Here is an 18,185-nt window from a genome sequence, read left to right on the forward strand (position 1 = left end):
GCAGCCAGGCACAGTAGACGGTGAGGTACTGCAGGAAGAGTCCGTGGGGGAAGCACATCTGCAGGCAGGAGTCGTCCAGAGCTATCACTTGGCTGACGAACTGGTCCAAAGTCATCATCTGGCTGCTGGTCAGGTGGAGTCCTACCATCTGGGTGAAGGCATCGTGTCAGACAGCCACATCGCGGAAGGAGCGGTAGTCTCCCATCATATCGGTGTTGGCGCGGTGAAAGTGGAGCACTTGTCCGCTGAACTGCAGCAGGAAGGATTGCTTCCGGAGGGCGGCGTGAAGGGAAGTGATCTGGCTGCTGGTTCGATCAGCCGCGCACATTTGCAGCTCAGTGCGGTAGACGGGGCTGTGCTGCAAGGAGAATCCGTGGGGACGTCGCATTTGCAGACAGGAGCCGTCCAGAGCTATCACTTGGCTGATGAGCTGGTTCAAAGCCAACATTTGTCCACAGGTGCGATCGAGGGCCAGCATATTAAGCAGGGTGCGGTTCAACTGGAGCATATGTCGGTTTCGCCCGTGATTTCCACACGTAATCAACCGACGGTACAGCAGTTTGGAATGGCTGCATTTCTTCTTCAGAATCACGAAGAGTCCACGGAAGTGATGGTATTGTTTGAGGAACCCTTTGCCCATGCCCATTATGTCATCGTGGCGATGTCTAATAACCCAGGGTATTGCGTTTCATTGAAATCGCAAGCGCCTGATTCAGCGATTCTTGAAATCTCGAGATTGAAGTCCAGTTCGAAAAATTACGGATTCGTGACATGGATCGCCGTAGGCGGTCTGAGCTAACGTATACGATTGGGATACTAGGACATAAGGGAATGAGTCGAGAAGGACATCTGGAAGCAGATGTCCTTTTTTTGCTCTGGTTGGCTTTTTGGCGATTCTATGGTAGCTAGGCAAGGGATTTAGACATAAACGAACTATAGCTATAGATTATTTACTAAAAGATAGGTATACTTTTTTAGTAACATGGATGAATTGAGTGACGATATCCGATGAGTATTGTTCCTCAGCTGGTTGGACAAGGAGCGGAGAAGGTTGATGAAAAAGCCGACAATCGAAGATGTGGCCAAAAGAGCCGGGGTTTCTAAAAGCACGGTTTCCCAGTATTTGAACGAACGATATCAATATATGAGCGAGGATACGAGAAGGCGGATTAGCGAGGTTATTGAAGATCTCAAGTACCAGCCTAACGGGCTTGCCCGAAGCCTAAAGCAGAATCGGACCTTCATGGTCGGCATCATCGTGGCTAATATCGATTACTCGCTATCGATCAAATGCATACGCGCCATCGAAAATGAGCTGCAGCAGCATAAAACGCAAGTGATCATTTGCAACGCCGACGAAAGCCCGGAAAAAGAGCGCGAATATATCGAGATGCTGGCCGCGCGCCAGGTCGATGGCCTGATCGTGTTCCCGACCGGCAACGGCAATAGCTCCTATCGCAGAGTGATGGACATGAAGCTCCCGCTTGTATTTCTGGATCGGCTCGTTGAGGGCATTACGACGCAAAGCTTGCTGCTTGATAACGAAGCTGCGGCGAAAATCGCGATACAGGAACTGGCTAGCCATGGGCATGAACGGATTGCGATCCTGTCACTTCCGCTTGGCGAATACGCTATCACACCTCGCAAGGAGCGGATCAGCGGATATAAAAAAGCGATGGAGGAGCTCGGCCTTCCGGTTGATGAAGCTTATATTTGCCATGCCCCAAAAGAAAATATAGCCGCGGTGCTTGAAGAGCTGCTGGCGCTGCCTAAACCGCCTACAGCGCTGCTGGCAGGCAATGATATTGTCTTGGCCGAAATTTTGAAGTTCGCCAATCAGACGGGCCTGCGGATTCCCGGCCAGCTGTCCGTGATCGGTATCGATGATGCGGAATTTGCGCATATCTACAATCCGGTCATTACGACGATATCCCAGCCGGCTTACGACATGGGCTCGCAGGCAGCGAGAATTTTGCTCTCTTCGATCGAGCAGAAGGGGACGGAGCTGCCGATTACCTACCGTTTCCCGCCGGTGCTGCAGCAGGGGCAATCCGTGCTAAAAATATAAATAAAAAAGAACATGCGCCCTTTAACGAGGGGCATGTTCTTCTTTTATATGATCGGAAATTATTGCTCCATGAATTTCTGCAGCTTCTCCCGGTCAGGCAGACCGTCCATGTCTCCTGGAGACATGACGTTAATGGCACCGATCGCATTGCCGCGCCGGACGGCTTCCTGCAGCGGCAGCTGCTCCAGCAATCCGCTGATGACGCCGACAGCAAAGCCGTCTCCCGCTCCGACGGTATCCACGACTTCCTCGACCTTGAAGCCCGAAACGTACCCTTCTCCGTCCACAGATTTGAAATAAGCGCCTTCTGGTCCAAGCTTGATTACGACGAGCGAAACACCACGCTCCAGGTAGAAATCGGCAATATCCTCCGGCTTATCATGACCCGTCAGCAGCTTGCCCTCGCTAACGCCCGGGAACACCCAGTTGGAGCGGGCGGCCAAGTCGTTAATGGCTTGCACCATCGTCTCGGTATCCGGCCATAGAGAAGGGCGCAGATTCGGATCGAAGGATACGGTATTTCCCTGGGCACGCATGAAATCAATGGCGTGAAGGGCGAATTCATGACAAGATTTCGATACGGCCGGGAAAATGCCGGTCACATGCATATGCTTGGCGGATGCGAAGTAATCACTGTTAAAATCGGACAAGCTGATTGTGGAGGCAGCTGAATTTTTGCGGAAATATTCCACGACGGGATCTCCCGTCAGTACTTTCGATTTGACCAGCATACCCGTTCTATATTCATTCGTAAATTTTACGTTGGAGGTATCGATGTTCTCCTTGTTCAGGGTATCGGTAATGAAACGGCCGAAGTTGTCCTCCCCGAGCTTGGTGACTAGACCTACGGAATGGCCCAAACGGGATAATCCGACGGAGACGTTGCATTCGGCGCCGGCCATTCCCTTGGAGAAAGAAAGCGCTTTATGCAATTCCCCGGGTTCATTGGCGTAAAACATGGCCATCGGTTCGCCAAAAGTGACTACGTCAAGCTTTTTGTTCATTTGTGCTTCCTCCTAAACCTAATTGTGAGATGAAGAAATTATTTGGCGTAAATCAAGAATATCGGTTATCTTGAAATTAACACATAAATCGGTTTTGTACAATAAAGGAATTGTTGAATCATCCCTCGACACAGAAATTCCATAAAAAACGTGAGTATTAGCGTAAAAACGATAATTATTCGAGAAATATAGTGCATTTACAGCAGGATTGTTGTTTAATATGATGTAGATAATAGTAAATGGCAAGATAAATAAGATAAAAAAGTTTAGTCGAGAGGAAGATGGCGATGAAGAAAATAAAAGTGCTGCAAAATATTACGGAGCTGGGCGTAGTAGCGGTAATCCGCGGTGACGACGCGGAGTCAGCCTACCAAATGTCCAAGGCTTGTATCGAAGGCGGCTTGAACAATATTGAGGTTACTTTTACGACGCCGGACGCCGACGAGGTGATCAAACGGCTGATTAAGGAATACGGAGGGCAGGCCGTGATCGGTGCGGGAACGGTGCTGGATCCGATCACTGCGAGAATCGCCATATTGGCGGGAGCCGAGTTCGTCGTGAGCCCTTCTTTTGATGAGGAGACGGGCAAGTTGTGCAATCTGTACGGCATACCTTATATGCCTGGCTGCATGACGCTCAATGAAATGAAGGAAGCTTTGAAGCTTGGTGTAGACGTACTGAAGCTGTTCCCAGGCAATAACTTCGATCCGGGTTATATCAAAGCCGTCAAAGGCCCGATGCCGCATGTGAACATTATGCCGACCGGCGGAGTCGACCTCGACAACATGGAGCAGTGGGTACGCAGCGGGTGCGTTGCCGTGGGAATCGGCGGGAACTTGACGGCACCTGCTAAGGAAGGGCGTTACGATTTGATCGCCGAGCTGGCGGCCAAATACGTGGCCAAGTTCCGGGAGATCCAATCATAAGATAGGCGTACGAAGAAAATAAGGCAGCAGCCAAAAATCGGGCAGGGGATAAACGCATCCCTTGCCCGATTTTGTTGTTCCTTTGTCGTTTAATTTATAAGTTAATCCAGCGTATAAGGCGCAAGATCGGCCGGAAGAGCTGCGGGGCGCTCGCAACGGCTGTGCATCTCGTAATAACGGCCTGAATCGGACGACTCATGGAACGCCCACATCGCCTCGAGCACATGGTAAGCAAGTTCTCCACTCGCCCGGTGCGGACGGCCTCGAAGCAGGGAATAGGCCATGTCTGCCGGGCCAATTCCGCGGCTGTTCTCCGTATAGCCTGGAAGAAGCGGCTGCTCTGTCCATTCGGCTTCTCCGATTTTGCGGTATTTCACCGGCCCGCCGAACGTGTTCGGATCAGGCACGAGCAGCGTTCCTTCCGTCCCGTGGATTTCGATTGGCGGAAGGCTGCTGCCGCCAAAGATATCGAAGCTCGTAATCAGGGTACCGATGGCGCCGTTCTCGAAACGGAGCGTGCCGGCAACATGGGTCGGAATTTCGACGGGAATCATTTTTCCATATTTTTTCTCGCTCGTAATGATTCGCTCTTCCTTCGCTTTACCCGTCATCCCGGCAATGGAATGAATCGGTCCAAGCAATTGCACCAGGGCGGTCAAATAGTATGGTCCCATATCGAACATTGGGCCTCCGCCTTGCGCATAGTAAAACTCCGGATCCGGATGCCAGAACTCGTGCCCACGGCTCATCATGAAGGCTGTCGCCGACACTGGGCGGCCGATCACGCCGTCCTCGATCAATTTGAGGGCGGTTTGAATGCCGGCACCGAGGAAGGTCTCAGGAGCGCTGCCGACGATAAGGCCGAGCCTCTTCGCCGTATCCAGCACGAGCCTGCCTTCCTCGAGCGTAGCGGTAAGCGGCTTCTCCACATACACATGTTTGCCGGCTTCTAGAGCTTTGAGGCTTACCTCGGCGTGCACGGCTGGAATCGTCAGGTTGATAACGATGTCGATCTCCGGGTCTCCAAGCAGCTCATCGGCGGAACAGGCGCGGGGAATGCCGTATTTCTCCGCTTGCTCCCGGGCCCGGCTCAGGTCCAGGTCAGCGCAGGCTGCGAGCTCCAGGACGCTGAATTTCTTGCAGTTCTCCATGTAAATGCTGCTGATTTTACCGCAGCCGATAATGCCTACCTTCATACTGTCCATGATACGCATCTCCTCTTCCGTGCAGCTGGCGGTTTATTGGCTGTCGCCCATGCCGGTATAGTGATTTTGCTGCTTGAGTGCTTGGTCGTCATACATCCCTTTAGCGAGCTGCTTGCCTTCCGCTGCCCAGAGCAGACCGCGGGTCATCAGCTCGGTAACCTGGGGCATCGCAACGATGTCTGCGTGATGGCCAAGGGAATTGTAGTATACGCGTCCGATTCCCCAGTGCTTCGTCCAGACGACCGGCATATCGACGGCTTTGTTCAACCGGTGAGGGCCGTCCGCCACAGGGAAACGGGTTGTTGCCAGCACCTCGACCGCCGGGTCCACATGCAGGTAATACTGTTCGCTGACCACTTTAAAATCTTGCATTCCAGTGACAAGCGGGCTGGAGGACTGTTTGATTTCTACCATATACTCCACACCGTCGTTCCCCGGATGGGCTACCCATTGTCCACCCGTCATGAACTGCCAGTCTACGTTGTGGCGGAAGGAGTCACACATGCCGCCGTGGCAGCCGGCGAGTCCAGTTCCGTTCTGCACGGCCGCCGATACGTTGTTGACGTATGCCTGCGGGATTTCTCCCATCGTCCATACGGGCACGATCAGGTCAAGACCCATCAGCTTCTCTGCATCTGCATACGCTTCCAATGTATCTGCGACTTCCACGTCGAATTGATGATTTCGCAAGATGTTTGCGAAGATGCCTGCGACTTGCTCCGGCTCGTGTCCGTCCCAGCCGCCCCAGACGATTAATGCCTTTTTCATATCTCTATGTCTCCTTTACATATCCGAGATTTCGACCCAGCGGCGCTCGTCGATGGAGCGATCCACGGCCTCCAGGACAGCCTGGCATTTCACGCCATCGCGGAAATTCGGCTGCGGCAGCCTCTCTTCCCGAAGAGCGTTCGTTAGTTCCAATATTTCATGAATGAATGTATGCTCGAAGCCGATCGTATGTCCAGGCGGCCACCAAGCCTCAGCATATTCATGGGCCGGATCCGTAGCCAATACTCTCCGGAACCCTTGGACATCCTCTTCATCAGAGGTAAAATACACTTCCAGCTCGTTCATCCGTTCAAAGTCGAATTTTACGCTGCCCAGACTGCCGTTAATTTCAAATGAATTGGTCGACCGGTGTCCTGCCGCGAAGCGGGTTGCTTCGAAGCTGCCGAGTGCGCCGTTGGCGAACCGCGCCAGGAAGAGCGTAGCATCATCGACAGTGACTGGGCCCCTCGGAGCATCCTTGCTGCCTTTGGCGCTTAATCCCGTCATTTCCTCGGCGATCGGGCGTTCTTTAATGAAAGTCTCACTCATCCCGATGACTTCGTGAATGTCTCCGACCAAGTAGTGGGCGAGATCGATCAAATGGGCGCCGAGATCGCCATGTGAGCCCGAGCCGGCAATTTCCTTCTGCAACCGCCAGACGAGCGGGAATTCCGGATCCATGATCCAGTCCTGCAGAAACCAGGCTCTGAAATGATAAATTTTGCCGAGTCTGCCGCTCTCCACGAGCTTTTTGGCCAGCTTGACCGCCGGCGAAAAGCGGTAATTGAAGCCGATCATATGGGCGACCTTGGCTTCCTCCGCCGCCTGCAGCATTTCGCGGGCGTCGCTTAACGTCAGCGCGAGTGGTTTTTCGCAGAAAATATGTTTTCCCGCTTTAGCCGCGGCGAGCGCGATTTCTTTATGTGCATCGCTAGGGGCATTGATATCAATCAAGTCAATGTCGTCACGCGCGATCAGATCCTTCCAGTCCGTTACGACATCAGACCAGCCCAATTGTGCCGCAGCCTCGGTTACGGCTTCTTTGTTTCTTCCGCATAGAGCGGTCATTTCAGGCTTCATAGCCTCAGGAAAAAACATCGGCAGAGTCCGGTAAGCGTTGCTGTGTGCTTTTCCCATAAATTTGTAGCCAATCATTCCGACGCGCAGCTGCTTCATTGTATCCCTCCATCGATAATAAATTGAATTCACTATTATTATAGAAATTACTTGGATGAATCTCTCGCCAGTTTATGCTTATTGATAGACAAAAAATGCACTTTAAAATAAAGTGCATTTACATTCCTGAAGCTGCGCTGCAGGGATATTCAAATTAAGAGGCGCCGTAGCGCGAGCTGGAAGGAACACAGCCTTTTAGTTCCTTGTAGACCCGGTTGAACGTACGGATGCTGTTGAAGCCGCATTCCAGCGCAATATCCATGATGCTGGCATCGCTGCTGATCAGCTTGCGTTCCGCCTTGAGCACGCGAATCGTGTTGAGATAAGTTTTGAAATTCATACCCACAGCGCGTTTGAAGGTGCGGCAGAAATAAGACGGCTCCATTTGAAAATGGGTCGAGATCATTTCCACCGATAGGTCGTCCTGATAGTTCTCTTCAATGAAGGATAAAATTTGCTGGATTCTGGCCCGCTTTGACTCAAGTTTGCTCCGCGAGCTGCGGTTCAAGCTTTGACTCGGCGAGTGCCTCTGCAGCGTCCCGCATAATTCGAGCAGACCTGCTTTGATGAACATTTGGTACCCCGGCTTGGCCTTCTCTTTTTCCTCCATCATGTCGTAAAGCAGCCGCTTGATATGCTTAAATGACGGGTCTCCTCCTGAAATGAAGGGGGAAACGAAGCTGAAATCATTGGGCCAGTTCACGGAGAGGCTGATCATTTCCGGCTTGAATATGAGAATGATCACCTGCGAATTATCCTTGCTCTCGAAATAATGAATGTCGTTGCTGCAGCAAATGACCATATCGTCCTGAGTAAGCAGGCGCTTCTCCTCGTTTACGCCGACGAGAATGCTGCCCGATTCGACATAAATGAACTCAATTTCGGAATGATAGTGCGCATAGAACGTCAAGTTATGCCCGTGGTGGATAACTAATGGCAGCTCATAATCGAGCTTCCAATTTTGATAGAAAGATTTCATGCTCTCACTCCCGTGCTTAGAACATTGCATGCTTTTATCATATCGAGAAGTACAATTAATGTCTAATCGAGGTTGCCCTGTTACTCTTTAAAACATTGAAGTATAATAAATCTATTATAAGGAAAATATGGAATATTCCCGCGTGGGGATCGGAAGGAGAGTCTATGTCTATCGGTAAATTGATCTGCCTTGCGCATGCGGGCGGCAGTGCATCATCTTATTTGCGTTGGAACAGGTGCTTTGATTCAAGCCTTAAGCTGATTCCTCTCGAGTATGCAGGACGCGGGGGCAGAACGAACGACTCATTATATGAAAATATGGACGAGGCCGTGGCGGATCTTACGGGTATGCTGAAGCCGCAGCTGGCTGACGGCATTCCGTATGCCCTATTCGGGCATAGCCTTGGGGCGCTGGTTGCTTACGAGCTCTCTTGTGCGCTTCAACGGGCTTGGTTGCCTGCCCCTGCTATATTGATCTTATCCGGGAAAAATCCGCCCCATATGCAAGTGCGAGCCAATCGCCATTTGCTGCCCGAGGCGGAATTTCGCAAGGAGCTAGTCTCCTTGGGCGGGACGCCTCCCGAATTGCTGGGAGATCCGTCATTTGCCGAATATTTCATACCGATTGCCCGCTCCGATTTCAAGCTGGTGGAAACGTACCGCCTGCAGGCCGGAAGGCCTAAGCTGCATACAAGTATTTGCGTGCTGAATGGCACGGAGGATGGTTTCGTCGATTTAAAGGAGATGGAAGAATGGGGACGTTACTGCGAAGGACAGCTTTGGCAGCATCAGTTCCCGGGCGGTCATTTTTATTTGCATGAGCATTTCGAGCAAGTGGCCTTGTTTCTGAAGCGATTGCTCGCTCAGCAGTTGGTTTGGCAATCATAAATATGAAGCTTGTTATTTTCATAAAAGAACATGGCCGGGCCATCAAGGCGTCGGCCTATTCTGCATTAAATACATTTAGATTTCAAATAACCTAGTAAAACCAGGAGCAGGATGGCCGCCACCCACCAACTATTCCAAGATGATCAGGATAGGTAACTAGATGTATTTCATACAATTAGTTCATCAGCATTGGCCGTGTTAGAGGGAACTAACTGCAAAGCCTACATTTAGTTTTAAGCTTTTTCAACGAAATAGCTTAATCCAGGAAAACTAACTGTATGTTTTACATTTAACGCATGTATTTTTTATAAAAGAGCCTAACTAGTTGTACAAAATACATTTAGATTTTAAATATGAAAGAGCAAACCAGTTTATTAAGCGAGGGAACGCAGCAGCACTGATACTGCATGTTAGGGTTGGCCGAATCGAAAAAAACGATCAGACGCCCTTGAGAAGCAGTATGCTAGAGGGAAACAGAGGCCGTTCTTATCCTGGCTATTCCTTATTTACACATTAATCGATTCAAATCAATAAATAGTGCGTATTATATATTGAATAATAATTAAATATGACGTATTATATACACAATAAAACTTTTCTTACGGGAAGGAGGAATCAAATTTCGCCAATATGACATTCTAATGAACGATGGAGGAATGTTATACTAGGAGCGAACCTATCTGAAGCGGAGGGATTTATTATCAAACTTACATCCCGTCAATTGGAAATTATCGACATTGTAAAGAAGCATGCTCCGATTACCGGAGATCTCATAGCAGAAATGCTGAATTTGACTCGCCCGACAATCCGTTCAGATTTGTCCATTCTCGTCATGCTCGATTATATCGATGCGAAACCGAAAGTAGGATATTTTTTGGGCAAGAGAAGAACGCCGGAAGACGAGAGCAAGCTTAGGCTGCTCGATATGAAGGTCGGGGATCTTCACGGCGTACCGGTTATCGTTCGCGAAACGACGACGATTCAAGAAGCGGTCGTCTCGCTTTTTCTAGAAAACGTAGGCCATTTGATTGTTACGGATGAGCAGGGAAAGCTGGCGGGAATCGTATCCCGCAAGGACTTGCTCAAGGTTACGCTAGGCAACGCCACTGCATCCTCGATGCCGGTAAGTTTCATCATGACTCGGCGGCCTAATATCATTACCGTCTCGCCGGAAGACTCGGTGCTCGAGGCGGCAAGGAAAATCATCGCTCATCAAATCGACAGCTTGCCTGTAGTCGTCCCGGCGGAGACCGGCGAAGAGGGAGACGTAAAAGTGGTCGGGCGAATTTCTAAGACAAATATTATAAAAATGCTGCTAGATACGATAGCTGAGGATTAGTGGGAGGAATGGGATGAATCAGGCTCCAGCTCATTTTATAGCAATCTGTTCAGATTCCATCGGGGAGACTGCGGAAGCGGTTGTCCGGGCCACTCTTGAGCAGTTCGAATTACCCAACACCGAGATCAAGAGATTCATGAACGTTCGCAATGAAGAAGAGTTAAGTCGGTTGATGGAGGAAGTATCTGAACGCGGAGGTTTCGTTGTATACACGTTAGTTCAGCCCGAGCTGCGGGAAGCAATGAGGGAGGAAGCGGTTCGCTTAAACGTTCGTGCCGTAGATATTATGGGGCCGATGATACAGGCTTTTGTTGATACATTCAATGATACGCCGAAGCGTACGCCCGGCCATAAGCTCGATGAGGATTATTACCAGCGGGTAGATGCTATCGAATTCGCCGTGAATAACGACGACGGCAAAGACGTAGGCGCAATACTTAAGGCAGATATCGTGATTTTAGGGGTTTCGCGTATTTCCAAAACGCCGCTGTCCATGTTTTTAGCACACAAGGGGAGAAAGGTCGTCAACTATCCCGTTGTACCTGAATTAACACCCCCTGGCCAACTGAGAGAGGTCAGCAGCCATAAAATTATCGGATTAACGATTGACGCGCAGCATTTAGTGAAGATTCGATCAGAACGGTTAAAGGCGTTGGGCCTGCCGGATGATGCCGAATACGCATCTTTTGAGCGAGTGGAATATGAACTGAAATATGCCCAGTCATTGTTTGCTTCGCTAGGCTGCCCGGTGATCGATGTCACCGATAAGGCGATCGAAGAAACAGCAGGGTTGATTATGAAGCACTTGTGATCAAAAGGGGAGTTTTTGAATTACCTTTAAAAAAAATTGGGTGGAGGGAGAAACAATGGAACGTCACATAGCACTGGAATTAGCACGCATTACGGAAGCGGCTGCCCTTGAGGCGGCGCGTTGGACAGGTCGGGGCGATAAGAATAGCGCAGATGAGGCGGCAACGATGGCAATACGCAGCAAATTCAATTCCGTTGCTATTGACGGGACGGTAGTTATCGGCGAGGGGGAGATGGACGAAGCACCGATGCTTTACATCGGCGAAAGAATCGGCAACCGCCGCGGACCGAGAGTCGACATTGCCGTCGATCCTTTGGAGGGAACCGAGACGGTAGCTAACGGGCTGAACAACGCTATCTCCGTCATCGCCGCAGCTCCCCAGGGCAGCTTGCTTCATGCCCCAGATATTTATATGGAGAAGCTGGCCGTTGGCCCGGCGCTTGCTGGACAGCTTTCGCTTGATGATCCGATCGAGACGACGCTTTCAAAAGCCTCCCGAATATTGGATAAGCCGCTAGCGGATATGACGGTATCGATCCTGGATCGGGAGCGGCATTCGGCTTTGATCGACGCGCTGCGCAAATCCGGCGTCCGGATCAAGCTGCTGAGCCATGGCGATGTAATGGGAGCCATTGAAGCCGCCATGGAGAAGGAAGTCGATATGTATGTAGGCTCTGGCGGAGCTCCGGAAGGAGTGCTCGCTGCAGCCGCGTTGAAATGCCTTGGCGGGGAAATGCAGGGGAGATTGCTTCCAAGCGGCCTCGAGGAATACAACCGCTGCATCCGCATGGGGCTATCCAAGCCGGATCAGCTGCTCCGGATGGAGGATATGATCGGTCATGACAACGTCTTGTTCGTCGCTACCGGCGTCACCTCTGGTGATTTCCTGCACGGGGTACGCTACCTGCCGAAGCATAAAGCCGAGACGCATTCCGTTATTATGGGTTCCGAGAATAGAACGATCAGTTACATCCAGACGACGCATCATTTCACGGAGCAGTTTAATTCGGTGACAGGAGCCGCCATCTAAGCGCTAGCATCTATTAAACAACATAAAATCGACAGGGACTATTTCTGCAACTGGCTCAGTTTGTAGAATAGTCCCGTTTTTTAGGAATTTTTTAAATAAATTATAGAAAAATATATAAATTATGGTAAAATTGAAAAATAGGAGGTGATAATGAGGAGAATAAGAGGGGGAAGGAGGTTGCAAGGCCAATCCATCAGCCAGGAAATTGAAAACGCTTACTAGTTTTTGTACTTACTATAAATTTAAAAGGGATGTGAATAGTATGAAACAAAGATTAGCTTTATTGTTGGCACTGACAGTAATGATAAGCATGTTCTCTCTTCCATCTTCGAAAGCGGCCGATCCCGGATATGTTGGATTTGCAACCATGAACGGTGGAACAACCGGCGGTGCAGGCGGCACTTCCGTCACCGTCACCACTGGGGCAGCGCTTCAAACCGCACTCAAGAACAAAGGCAGCCAGCCGCTGACCATTTATGTGTCGGGCAAAATTACGGCGGCCAACTCCTCGGATGACAAAATCAGCATCAAAGACGTCAATGATGTCTCGATTCTCGGCGCAGGCGCCGGTGCTGAATTTGAAGGCATTGGCATTAAAGTGACCCGTGCGAACAATATCATTATCCGCAATTTGAAAATCCACCATGTCAATATTGGCGACAAAGACGCGATCAGCATCGAAGGCCCGGCGAATAACGTGTGGGTTGACCACAACGAGTTGTACGCTACCCTCAATTCCGATAAGGATTATTACGACGGTCTGATCGACGTGAAGAAAAATGCTCAATATATCACGATCTCCTACAACTACATCCATGACAGCTGGAAAACATCACTCATCGGCTCGTCCGACAGCGACAATTACGACCGGAAAATCACTTATCATCATAACCGCTTTGAGAATATTAATTCTCGTGGACCGCTGTTCCGCTTCGGCCAGGGCCATCTGTTCAATAACTATTACAACAATATTATCGATACGGGCATCAACTCCAGAATGGGAGCCAAGCTCCGCATCGAGCATAACGTATTCGAAAACTCCAAAGATCCGATCATCTCGCTGTATAGCGCGGAGCAAGGATTTTGGGATGTGAAAAATAATTTGTTCGTGAACAGCACGGGCAGCATGCCTACGACTTCAACGACGAGCTATACTCCACCATACAGCTATACGCTGGATGCGGTAAACACGGTGAAGAGCCATGTTATCGCGAACGCAGGCGTGGGCAAGATTAACGTGGGAAAATAAAGGAATGAATTATTTAAACGCGTGTACCCGTTAGGGTCACGCGTTTTTTTGTCTGATTGGAGCACGCCGTTATCTTCGTTATCGTAGTAAGAAGGGTCACAGACGGCGCGGAGCAGTTATTTTAAAATTAAGCTGGCCAATTTTTCATTAAAGGAGTCAGAAGATGAAATATAAATCTTTGGAGCTGGAGAAACCTCTGAAGTATGAGTTGGAAGGGTTAGAAATCGGCGTTACGTCTAATTGCAACTTTCGCTGCGATTATTGCTGCGCTTATCAGAGAAACGATGGAAGCAGCATCAGCGCGAAGGAAATCATTCCCTTGCTGGAGCAGCTGCCGTCCCTGAAGAGAGTCAGGTTATCCGGCGGGGAAGTGACTTTAAAGTATGAGGACTGCGTCGAGGTCGTAAGCTACTGCGCGGCCCGTGGAGTTCAAACCCAGCTGAATTCCAATGGCAGCCTGTTGAATGAGGAGCGGATTGAACGGCTGGTTGGCGCAGGATTAACGACGATCCATATTTCCTTCAATTTTACGACGGCGGAGGAGTTTTCCCGATATTATCATATCCACCCCAGCATATATCACAAAATTAGAAATAACATCACCATGTTTGCTTCAACTAGGGTGGATACCGTGTTAGAGACACTTCTGTTCAGCGAAAACGAGCGTCATATGAAGGAAATTCATAACCACGTCTACGATATGGGCGTTCGCACGCATGAGATACAGAACAGCATCATCATGAACCATAGCGGTTGGAAAGCCATTGCGGCCCGGGACACGTTAAAGCAGGCAGTTTACGAGCTCATTGCCCATAGAAAAGAAGACATGACATTGTACTTCACCTGCATGGACCGGTTTATGGCGGAGCTTGGCTTCGAGGAGCAGCCCGGCGTATATTTCCCGCACTGTATCGAAGGGAAGAAGCAGCTTCACCTGCATGGCAACGGCGATATACTTATTTCGGAGCTTTGCCATCCCGTCATTATTGGCAATATTCATAAGGGTACTTCGCTGCGCGATATCTATACCGACATGCCGACGGCGCTAAAACAATTTTTGGACGAGCAGCCTTGTCCTGCACGTGAAGCGTTATTTCCATCCGAAGATTAATTGGCGTAACGGCGAAGTTATGTTAAAGGAAACGTTCGAATGAATACGAAAAGAGGCACTGCGATTCATGGCTGTAGAATCCGCGGTGTCTTTTTTATCGCACATATTTCAATTATTCCTGTTAAACTGATATTCAATAAAGCGTAGAGGATCACGATAAGATAATTATACCAGCTCATGCTAGATTACAGATTAAAAGGGGAAGTCATAGCATGCCCAACATGAAGAAGCGCTACGTGCCGTTTACCTATAAAATGATGATCCCTTATTTGCTCCTAGTACTGCTGACCGACGTGCTCATCGGTTATATCTCCTATACGATGCTGACGGAGTCGCGGACGGAAATGGCGGAAACGAACATACGTACAGGCATGGAGCAGGCCAGGAACAATATTCAGTACCAAATGGATGAGATTCAGCGTATGTCGGATACGCTGTTCGGCAGCGTGGCTTTTCAAAGAGCATTGCAAAAGAAAGGGGAGCCGCTGGACATCTATTTGACGATGATGGACGAGGTGATTCCTCAAATCGTATCGCCGCTGCAGTTGTTCGGCAACAACATTCGCTTTATGCTGTACACTCCAAACAGCGACATGATCATTATCAACGGCGATAATTTGGACGAACCGATCAAGCAAAGCGATTATTACATTCTTCCTTTACAGGACATCGATTCAACCGATTGGTACCAAATGTACAAAAATTCGGAGCGCAACAACCTTTGGGTGCAAATCGATACGGATAAAAAACTGGATAATATATCTCATATCCGCAAGCTCGTGTCGTACAGCGATTACGGGGCGATCATCGGCTATGTGCGAATTACCGTCCCTCTCGATGCCCTGTTCGGTAATTTCGCAACCTTTCCGGTGGAAGAAGGGATTACAGTCCGATTGATCCATCAGTTGACGGGGGAGCGGGTTTATCAACGCGGCCCGGCGGAATTAGCCGAGCAAGCTGAACTGGGGAAACAGAAGGGCGGCAGCGATGCTTTTCTCCGTCTTCATGAGCCTATCCCAGGAACCGATTTTGCCATCGAAACGCTCGTTCCCAGGGCATATCTGACGAAAGACGCCGGGAAGCTGCAGCAGGTGATTCTCGGGGTGTGCGCTATCAGCTTTATTGGGATGACCTTGATTGGGTTCATGGTAGCAAGGCTCAATGGACGAAAAATGACGCGAATCGTCATGCTTGTCCGCTCTTTTCAGGAAGGAAATTTCCAGAAACGCATCCGCTTCTCCGGTAATGACGAGTTCGTCCGGATTGCCGAAGCTTTCAACATGATGGCGATGAACATCCAGGAATTGATCGATAGCGTGTATTTGCAAGGGATTCAGAAGAAGCAGGCCGAGCTGGAAGCGCTGCAGGCGCAGATCAATCCCCATTTTCTCTATAATACTCTGTCCACGATCAATAGTTTGGCGAACCTCGGAGAAATCAGCAAAGTCACAGAGATGGTTCAGGGTCTATCCCGTTTTTACCGATTAACGCTGAATCAAGGAAATGTGAATATCCATTTGGGAAAAGAATTGGAGCAGGTCGAGACGTATCTGGAAATTCAGCGCGTAAAGTACGCCGACGCGTTTACCGTGCATGTCGATGTCGAATCTGAGATACTGAACTATCAAGTCATTAAGCTGATTTTGCAGCCTTTCGTTGAGAATGTATTCAAGCATGCCTGGTTCGGGGAAACGATCGCGATTCGAATTACGGGCCGGCGTATCAACAACAACATCGAGCTGAAAATTATCGACAATGGAGTAGGCATGCGTCCCGAGCAGGTCAGCCGGCTTATGACGGGGCCCAGCCAAGCCGGGGGATACGGGGTGAAAAATGTGGACGAACGAATCAAGCTTAGGTACGGTGAAGGCTATGGCGTCCGCATTGCCAGTATTTATGGCGGGGGCACGTCGGTTCGGCTTCTGCTGCCGGTCGATCGCGGGGAGGATGACGATACGCCTGAATTGCCGGAGGCGCCGTATTTATAATCAGAACATGAGATTGCTTCTTAGAGAGGAGTCGCGGAAGATGAGCGTAAATGTATTGCTAGTAGACGATGAGGCCGTCGATTTGGAGTGGCTGCGCCGCAGAGTGCTGACGAGCGGGTTGGACATCCATGTAGCCGGTACAGCCAACAGCGGTTTTCTGGCCCTTAAAGTAATGGAGGAACAGCGGATCGACTTGATTTTGTCGGACATTAGGATGCCGATCATGTCTGGAACGGAGTTTGCGCGCAAAGCCAAAGCGATCAATCCCGAGGTCAAGGTGGTGTTTATTAGCGGCCACGAGGATTTTAATTACGCCAGGGAAGCGATAGAAATCAATGCATGTGATTATTTGCTGAAGCCAGTAGAAGACAATGAGCTATACACCTTGCTGAGCAAGCTTTGCAAAGAGGTGGAGGAAGAGAAGGAACAGGCGCGCTCCTTCTCTGAGACGCTGTCGCTGGTCAGCGAGGAGCTGCTGATTCGATGGCTGGAGCACGATGATTCCAGTTTTCCCGAACCGCATTTACAGACCATTCTTCATCCGTTATTGTCGTCCGGCTGCGCCGCCGCGTTCATTGAGATCGATGATTTGGAGTGGAAACTGCGGGATTTATCCGAGGATATCCGCCGGGCGGAAACGCGCGCCATTGTCCAAGGGATAAAGTCGCTGGCGATGGATACGGAGCTTGGCAACTTGATCATAGCTCGGCAGACCCGGTTGATTATTCTGTCGGCAGCACCCGAGGAGCTGTTCGTGAAACGGCTGAACGAGCTCATTCATGAAGTCGCCCAGACGACCGCCTACACGGTTACGGTCGGCGTAGGGAAATACGCGAATGATGCCCAAGCTCTGCATGAGTCTTTTCAGCAGGCACAAGCTGCGCTCAGCGCGAAATGGCTGCTCGGCAAGAACCGCTTGCTGCGCGACACGACGGAACCGGCGAGGCAGGGCGCGCCCGGCACGCCGATTGACGGCACCATCACTGTTATGCTAAAAGCCATCATTGACTATGATCTCGTCGTCATCGATGACTGCTTGCTTGATCTGCTCTATAAAGACATGCCGCTGGCCAGCAAGAAGGATGTATATGAGCTCATTATCCGCATCACGTCGAGCCTGCATGCCGAGTTGCTGCAGCGCAGCGAGAATTTGTATGAGCTCTTGGAGTGGGAATCGCATCAGCCCGATGTTCTGTTTCAGTTCGAGACGGTGCATGACGTCTTGTCCTGGCTGAGACGGAGGTTTTTCGAGCTGTCGGAGAAGCTGTATGTAAAGCGGCAGCGGCAGAAGCGCAAGCTGATCGACGAAATCATGGGCTATGTTGAGGAACATTTGGAGAAGAAAATCACTTTGAAGGAAGTGGCGGCGCATTTTGATTTCACGCCGAACTACCTTGGGCATCTGTTTAAGGAAGAGACAGGCATGCTGTTTAGCGAATATCTGAACGAATGCAAGATGAACCGCGTCTGTCAGCTTCTGCGCGATCCGACCCTCAAGGTGTACGAGGTGGCCGAATTGATGGGCTACAAAAACATCATTTATTTCAATCGGCAATTTAAAGCGAGTATGGGAATGACGCCCGGGGAATACAGAAAAAAGAACAAGATCTAGCATTGGAAAGAAAGCTAATGATTGAAAGCAAG

At 50.0% G+C, this 18,185-nt stretch carries 16 protein-coding genes; 11 read left to right on the forward strand and 5 right to left on the reverse strand.

Going from position 1 to position 18,185, the window contains the following annotated elements; translation table 11 throughout:
* Both ACYUJT_RS22455 and ACYUJT_RS22460 read left to right on the forward strand, forming a co-directional pair.
* Positions 1-799, forward strand: a 799-nt coding sequence (locus ACYUJT_RS22455) for a WIAG-tail domain (RefSeq protein WP_460326548.1), incomplete at its 5' end; no start/stop codon positions are given.
* Between the two features lie 255 nt (positions 800-1,054).
* On the forward strand, positions 1,055-2,068 hold the full coding sequence (locus ACYUJT_RS22460; protein WP_460326550.1) for a LacI family DNA-binding transcriptional regulator: 1,014 nt from the start codon (positions 1,055-1,057) through the stop codon (positions 2,066-2,068).
* 59 nt (positions 2,069-2,127) lie between these two features.
* Here the strand turns inward: ACYUJT_RS22460 and ACYUJT_RS22465 are convergent, their stop codons facing one another.
* Positions 2,128-3,072 carry a sugar kinase gene (locus tag ACYUJT_RS22465; RefSeq protein ID WP_460326552.1) on the reverse strand — a complete coding sequence of 315 codons (945 nt, stop codon included), beginning with the start codon at positions 3,070-3,072 and terminating at the stop codon, positions 2,128-2,130.
* Positions 3,073-3,359: 287 nt separating this feature from the next.
* Here ACYUJT_RS22465 and ACYUJT_RS22470 point away from each other — a divergent pair, with 287 nt between their 5' ends.
* Positions 3,360-3,998: a bifunctional 2-keto-4-hydroxyglutarate aldolase/2-keto-3-deoxy-6-phosphogluconate aldolase gene (locus ACYUJT_RS22470; protein WP_460326554.1), complete on the forward strand. Its 639-nt coding sequence runs from the start codon at positions 3,360-3,362 to the stop codon at positions 3,996-3,998.
* 101 nt (positions 3,999-4,099) lie between these two features.
* Here ACYUJT_RS22470 and ACYUJT_RS22475 read toward each other — a convergent pair whose 3' ends face one another.
* From ACYUJT_RS22475 to ACYUJT_RS22490, 4 genes are all read right to left on the reverse strand, one after another.
* Positions 4,100-5,203 carry a Gfo/Idh/MocA family protein gene (locus tag ACYUJT_RS22475; RefSeq protein ID WP_460326556.1) on the reverse strand — a complete coding sequence of 368 codons (1,104 nt, stop codon included), beginning with the start codon at positions 5,201-5,203 and terminating at the stop codon, positions 4,100-4,102.
* Between the two features lie 33 nt (positions 5,204-5,236).
* Positions 5,237-5,971 carry a ThuA domain-containing protein gene (locus tag ACYUJT_RS22480; protein ID WP_460326558.1) on the reverse strand — a complete coding sequence of 245 codons (735 nt, stop codon included), beginning with the start codon at positions 5,969-5,971 and terminating at the stop codon, positions 5,237-5,239.
* A gap of 15 nt (positions 5,972-5,986) precedes the next feature.
* Complete coding sequence (locus tag ACYUJT_RS22485) at positions 5,987-7,147, reverse strand: Gfo/Idh/MocA family protein (RefSeq protein WP_460326560.1); 1,161 nt, start codon at positions 7,145-7,147, stop codon at positions 5,987-5,989.
* Positions 7,148-7,301: 154 nt separating this feature from the next.
* The gene (locus ACYUJT_RS22490; protein WP_460326562.1) at positions 7,302-8,126 is read right to left on the reverse strand and encodes a helix-turn-helix domain-containing protein; all 825 of its coding nucleotides are present in this window, start codon (positions 8,124-8,126) and stop codon (positions 7,302-7,304) included.
* A 164-nt stretch (positions 8,127-8,290) separates the two neighbouring features.
* Here ACYUJT_RS22490 and ACYUJT_RS22495 point away from each other — a divergent pair, with 164 nt between their 5' ends.
* From ACYUJT_RS22495 to ACYUJT_RS22530, 8 genes are all read left to right on the forward strand, one after another.
* Positions 8,291-9,013 carry a thioesterase II family protein gene (locus tag ACYUJT_RS22495; RefSeq protein ID WP_460326564.1) on the forward strand — a complete coding sequence of 241 codons (723 nt, stop codon included), beginning with the start codon at positions 8,291-8,293 and terminating at the stop codon, positions 9,011-9,013.
* A gap of 721 nt (positions 9,014-9,734) precedes the next feature.
* Positions 9,735-10,352: a helix-turn-helix transcriptional regulator gene (locus ACYUJT_RS22500; RefSeq protein ID WP_460326566.1), complete on the forward strand. Its 618-nt coding sequence runs from the start codon at positions 9,735-9,737 to the stop codon at positions 10,350-10,352.
* 13 nt (positions 10,353-10,365) lie between these two features.
* Positions 10,366-11,163: a pyruvate, water dikinase regulatory protein gene (locus ACYUJT_RS22505; RefSeq protein ID WP_460326569.1), complete on the forward strand. Its 798-nt coding sequence runs from the start codon at positions 10,366-10,368 to the stop codon at positions 11,161-11,163.
* 55 nt (positions 11,164-11,218) lie between these two features.
* Positions 11,219-12,193, forward strand: a complete 975-nt coding sequence (glpX, locus tag ACYUJT_RS22510; protein WP_460326571.1) for a class II fructose-bisphosphatase — start codon at positions 11,219-11,221, stop codon at positions 12,191-12,193.
* Between the two features lie 301 nt (positions 12,194-12,494).
* The gene (locus ACYUJT_RS22515; RefSeq protein ID WP_460326826.1) at positions 12,495-13,442 is read left to right on the forward strand and encodes a pectate lyase family protein; all 948 of its coding nucleotides are present in this window, start codon (positions 12,495-12,497) and stop codon (positions 13,440-13,442) included.
* Positions 13,443-13,605: 163 nt separating this feature from the next.
* Positions 13,606-14,553 (forward strand): radical SAM protein, encoded by a 948-nt coding sequence (locus ACYUJT_RS22520; protein WP_460326573.1) that lies wholly within the window; start codon positions 13,606-13,608, stop codon positions 14,551-14,553.
* A gap of 212 nt (positions 14,554-14,765) precedes the next feature.
* The gene (locus ACYUJT_RS22525; protein ID WP_460326575.1) at positions 14,766-16,541 is read left to right on the forward strand and encodes a sensor histidine kinase; all 1,776 of its coding nucleotides are present in this window, start codon (positions 14,766-14,768) and stop codon (positions 16,539-16,541) included.
* A 40-nt stretch (positions 16,542-16,581) separates the two neighbouring features.
* Positions 16,582-18,153 (forward strand): response regulator, encoded by a 1,572-nt coding sequence (locus ACYUJT_RS22530; protein WP_460326577.1) that lies wholly within the window; start codon positions 16,582-16,584, stop codon positions 18,151-18,153.
* Positions 18,154-18,185 lie beyond the last annotated feature (32 nt).

The sequence above is a fragment of the Paenibacillus sp. YSY-4.3 genome, assembly GCF_054767475.1.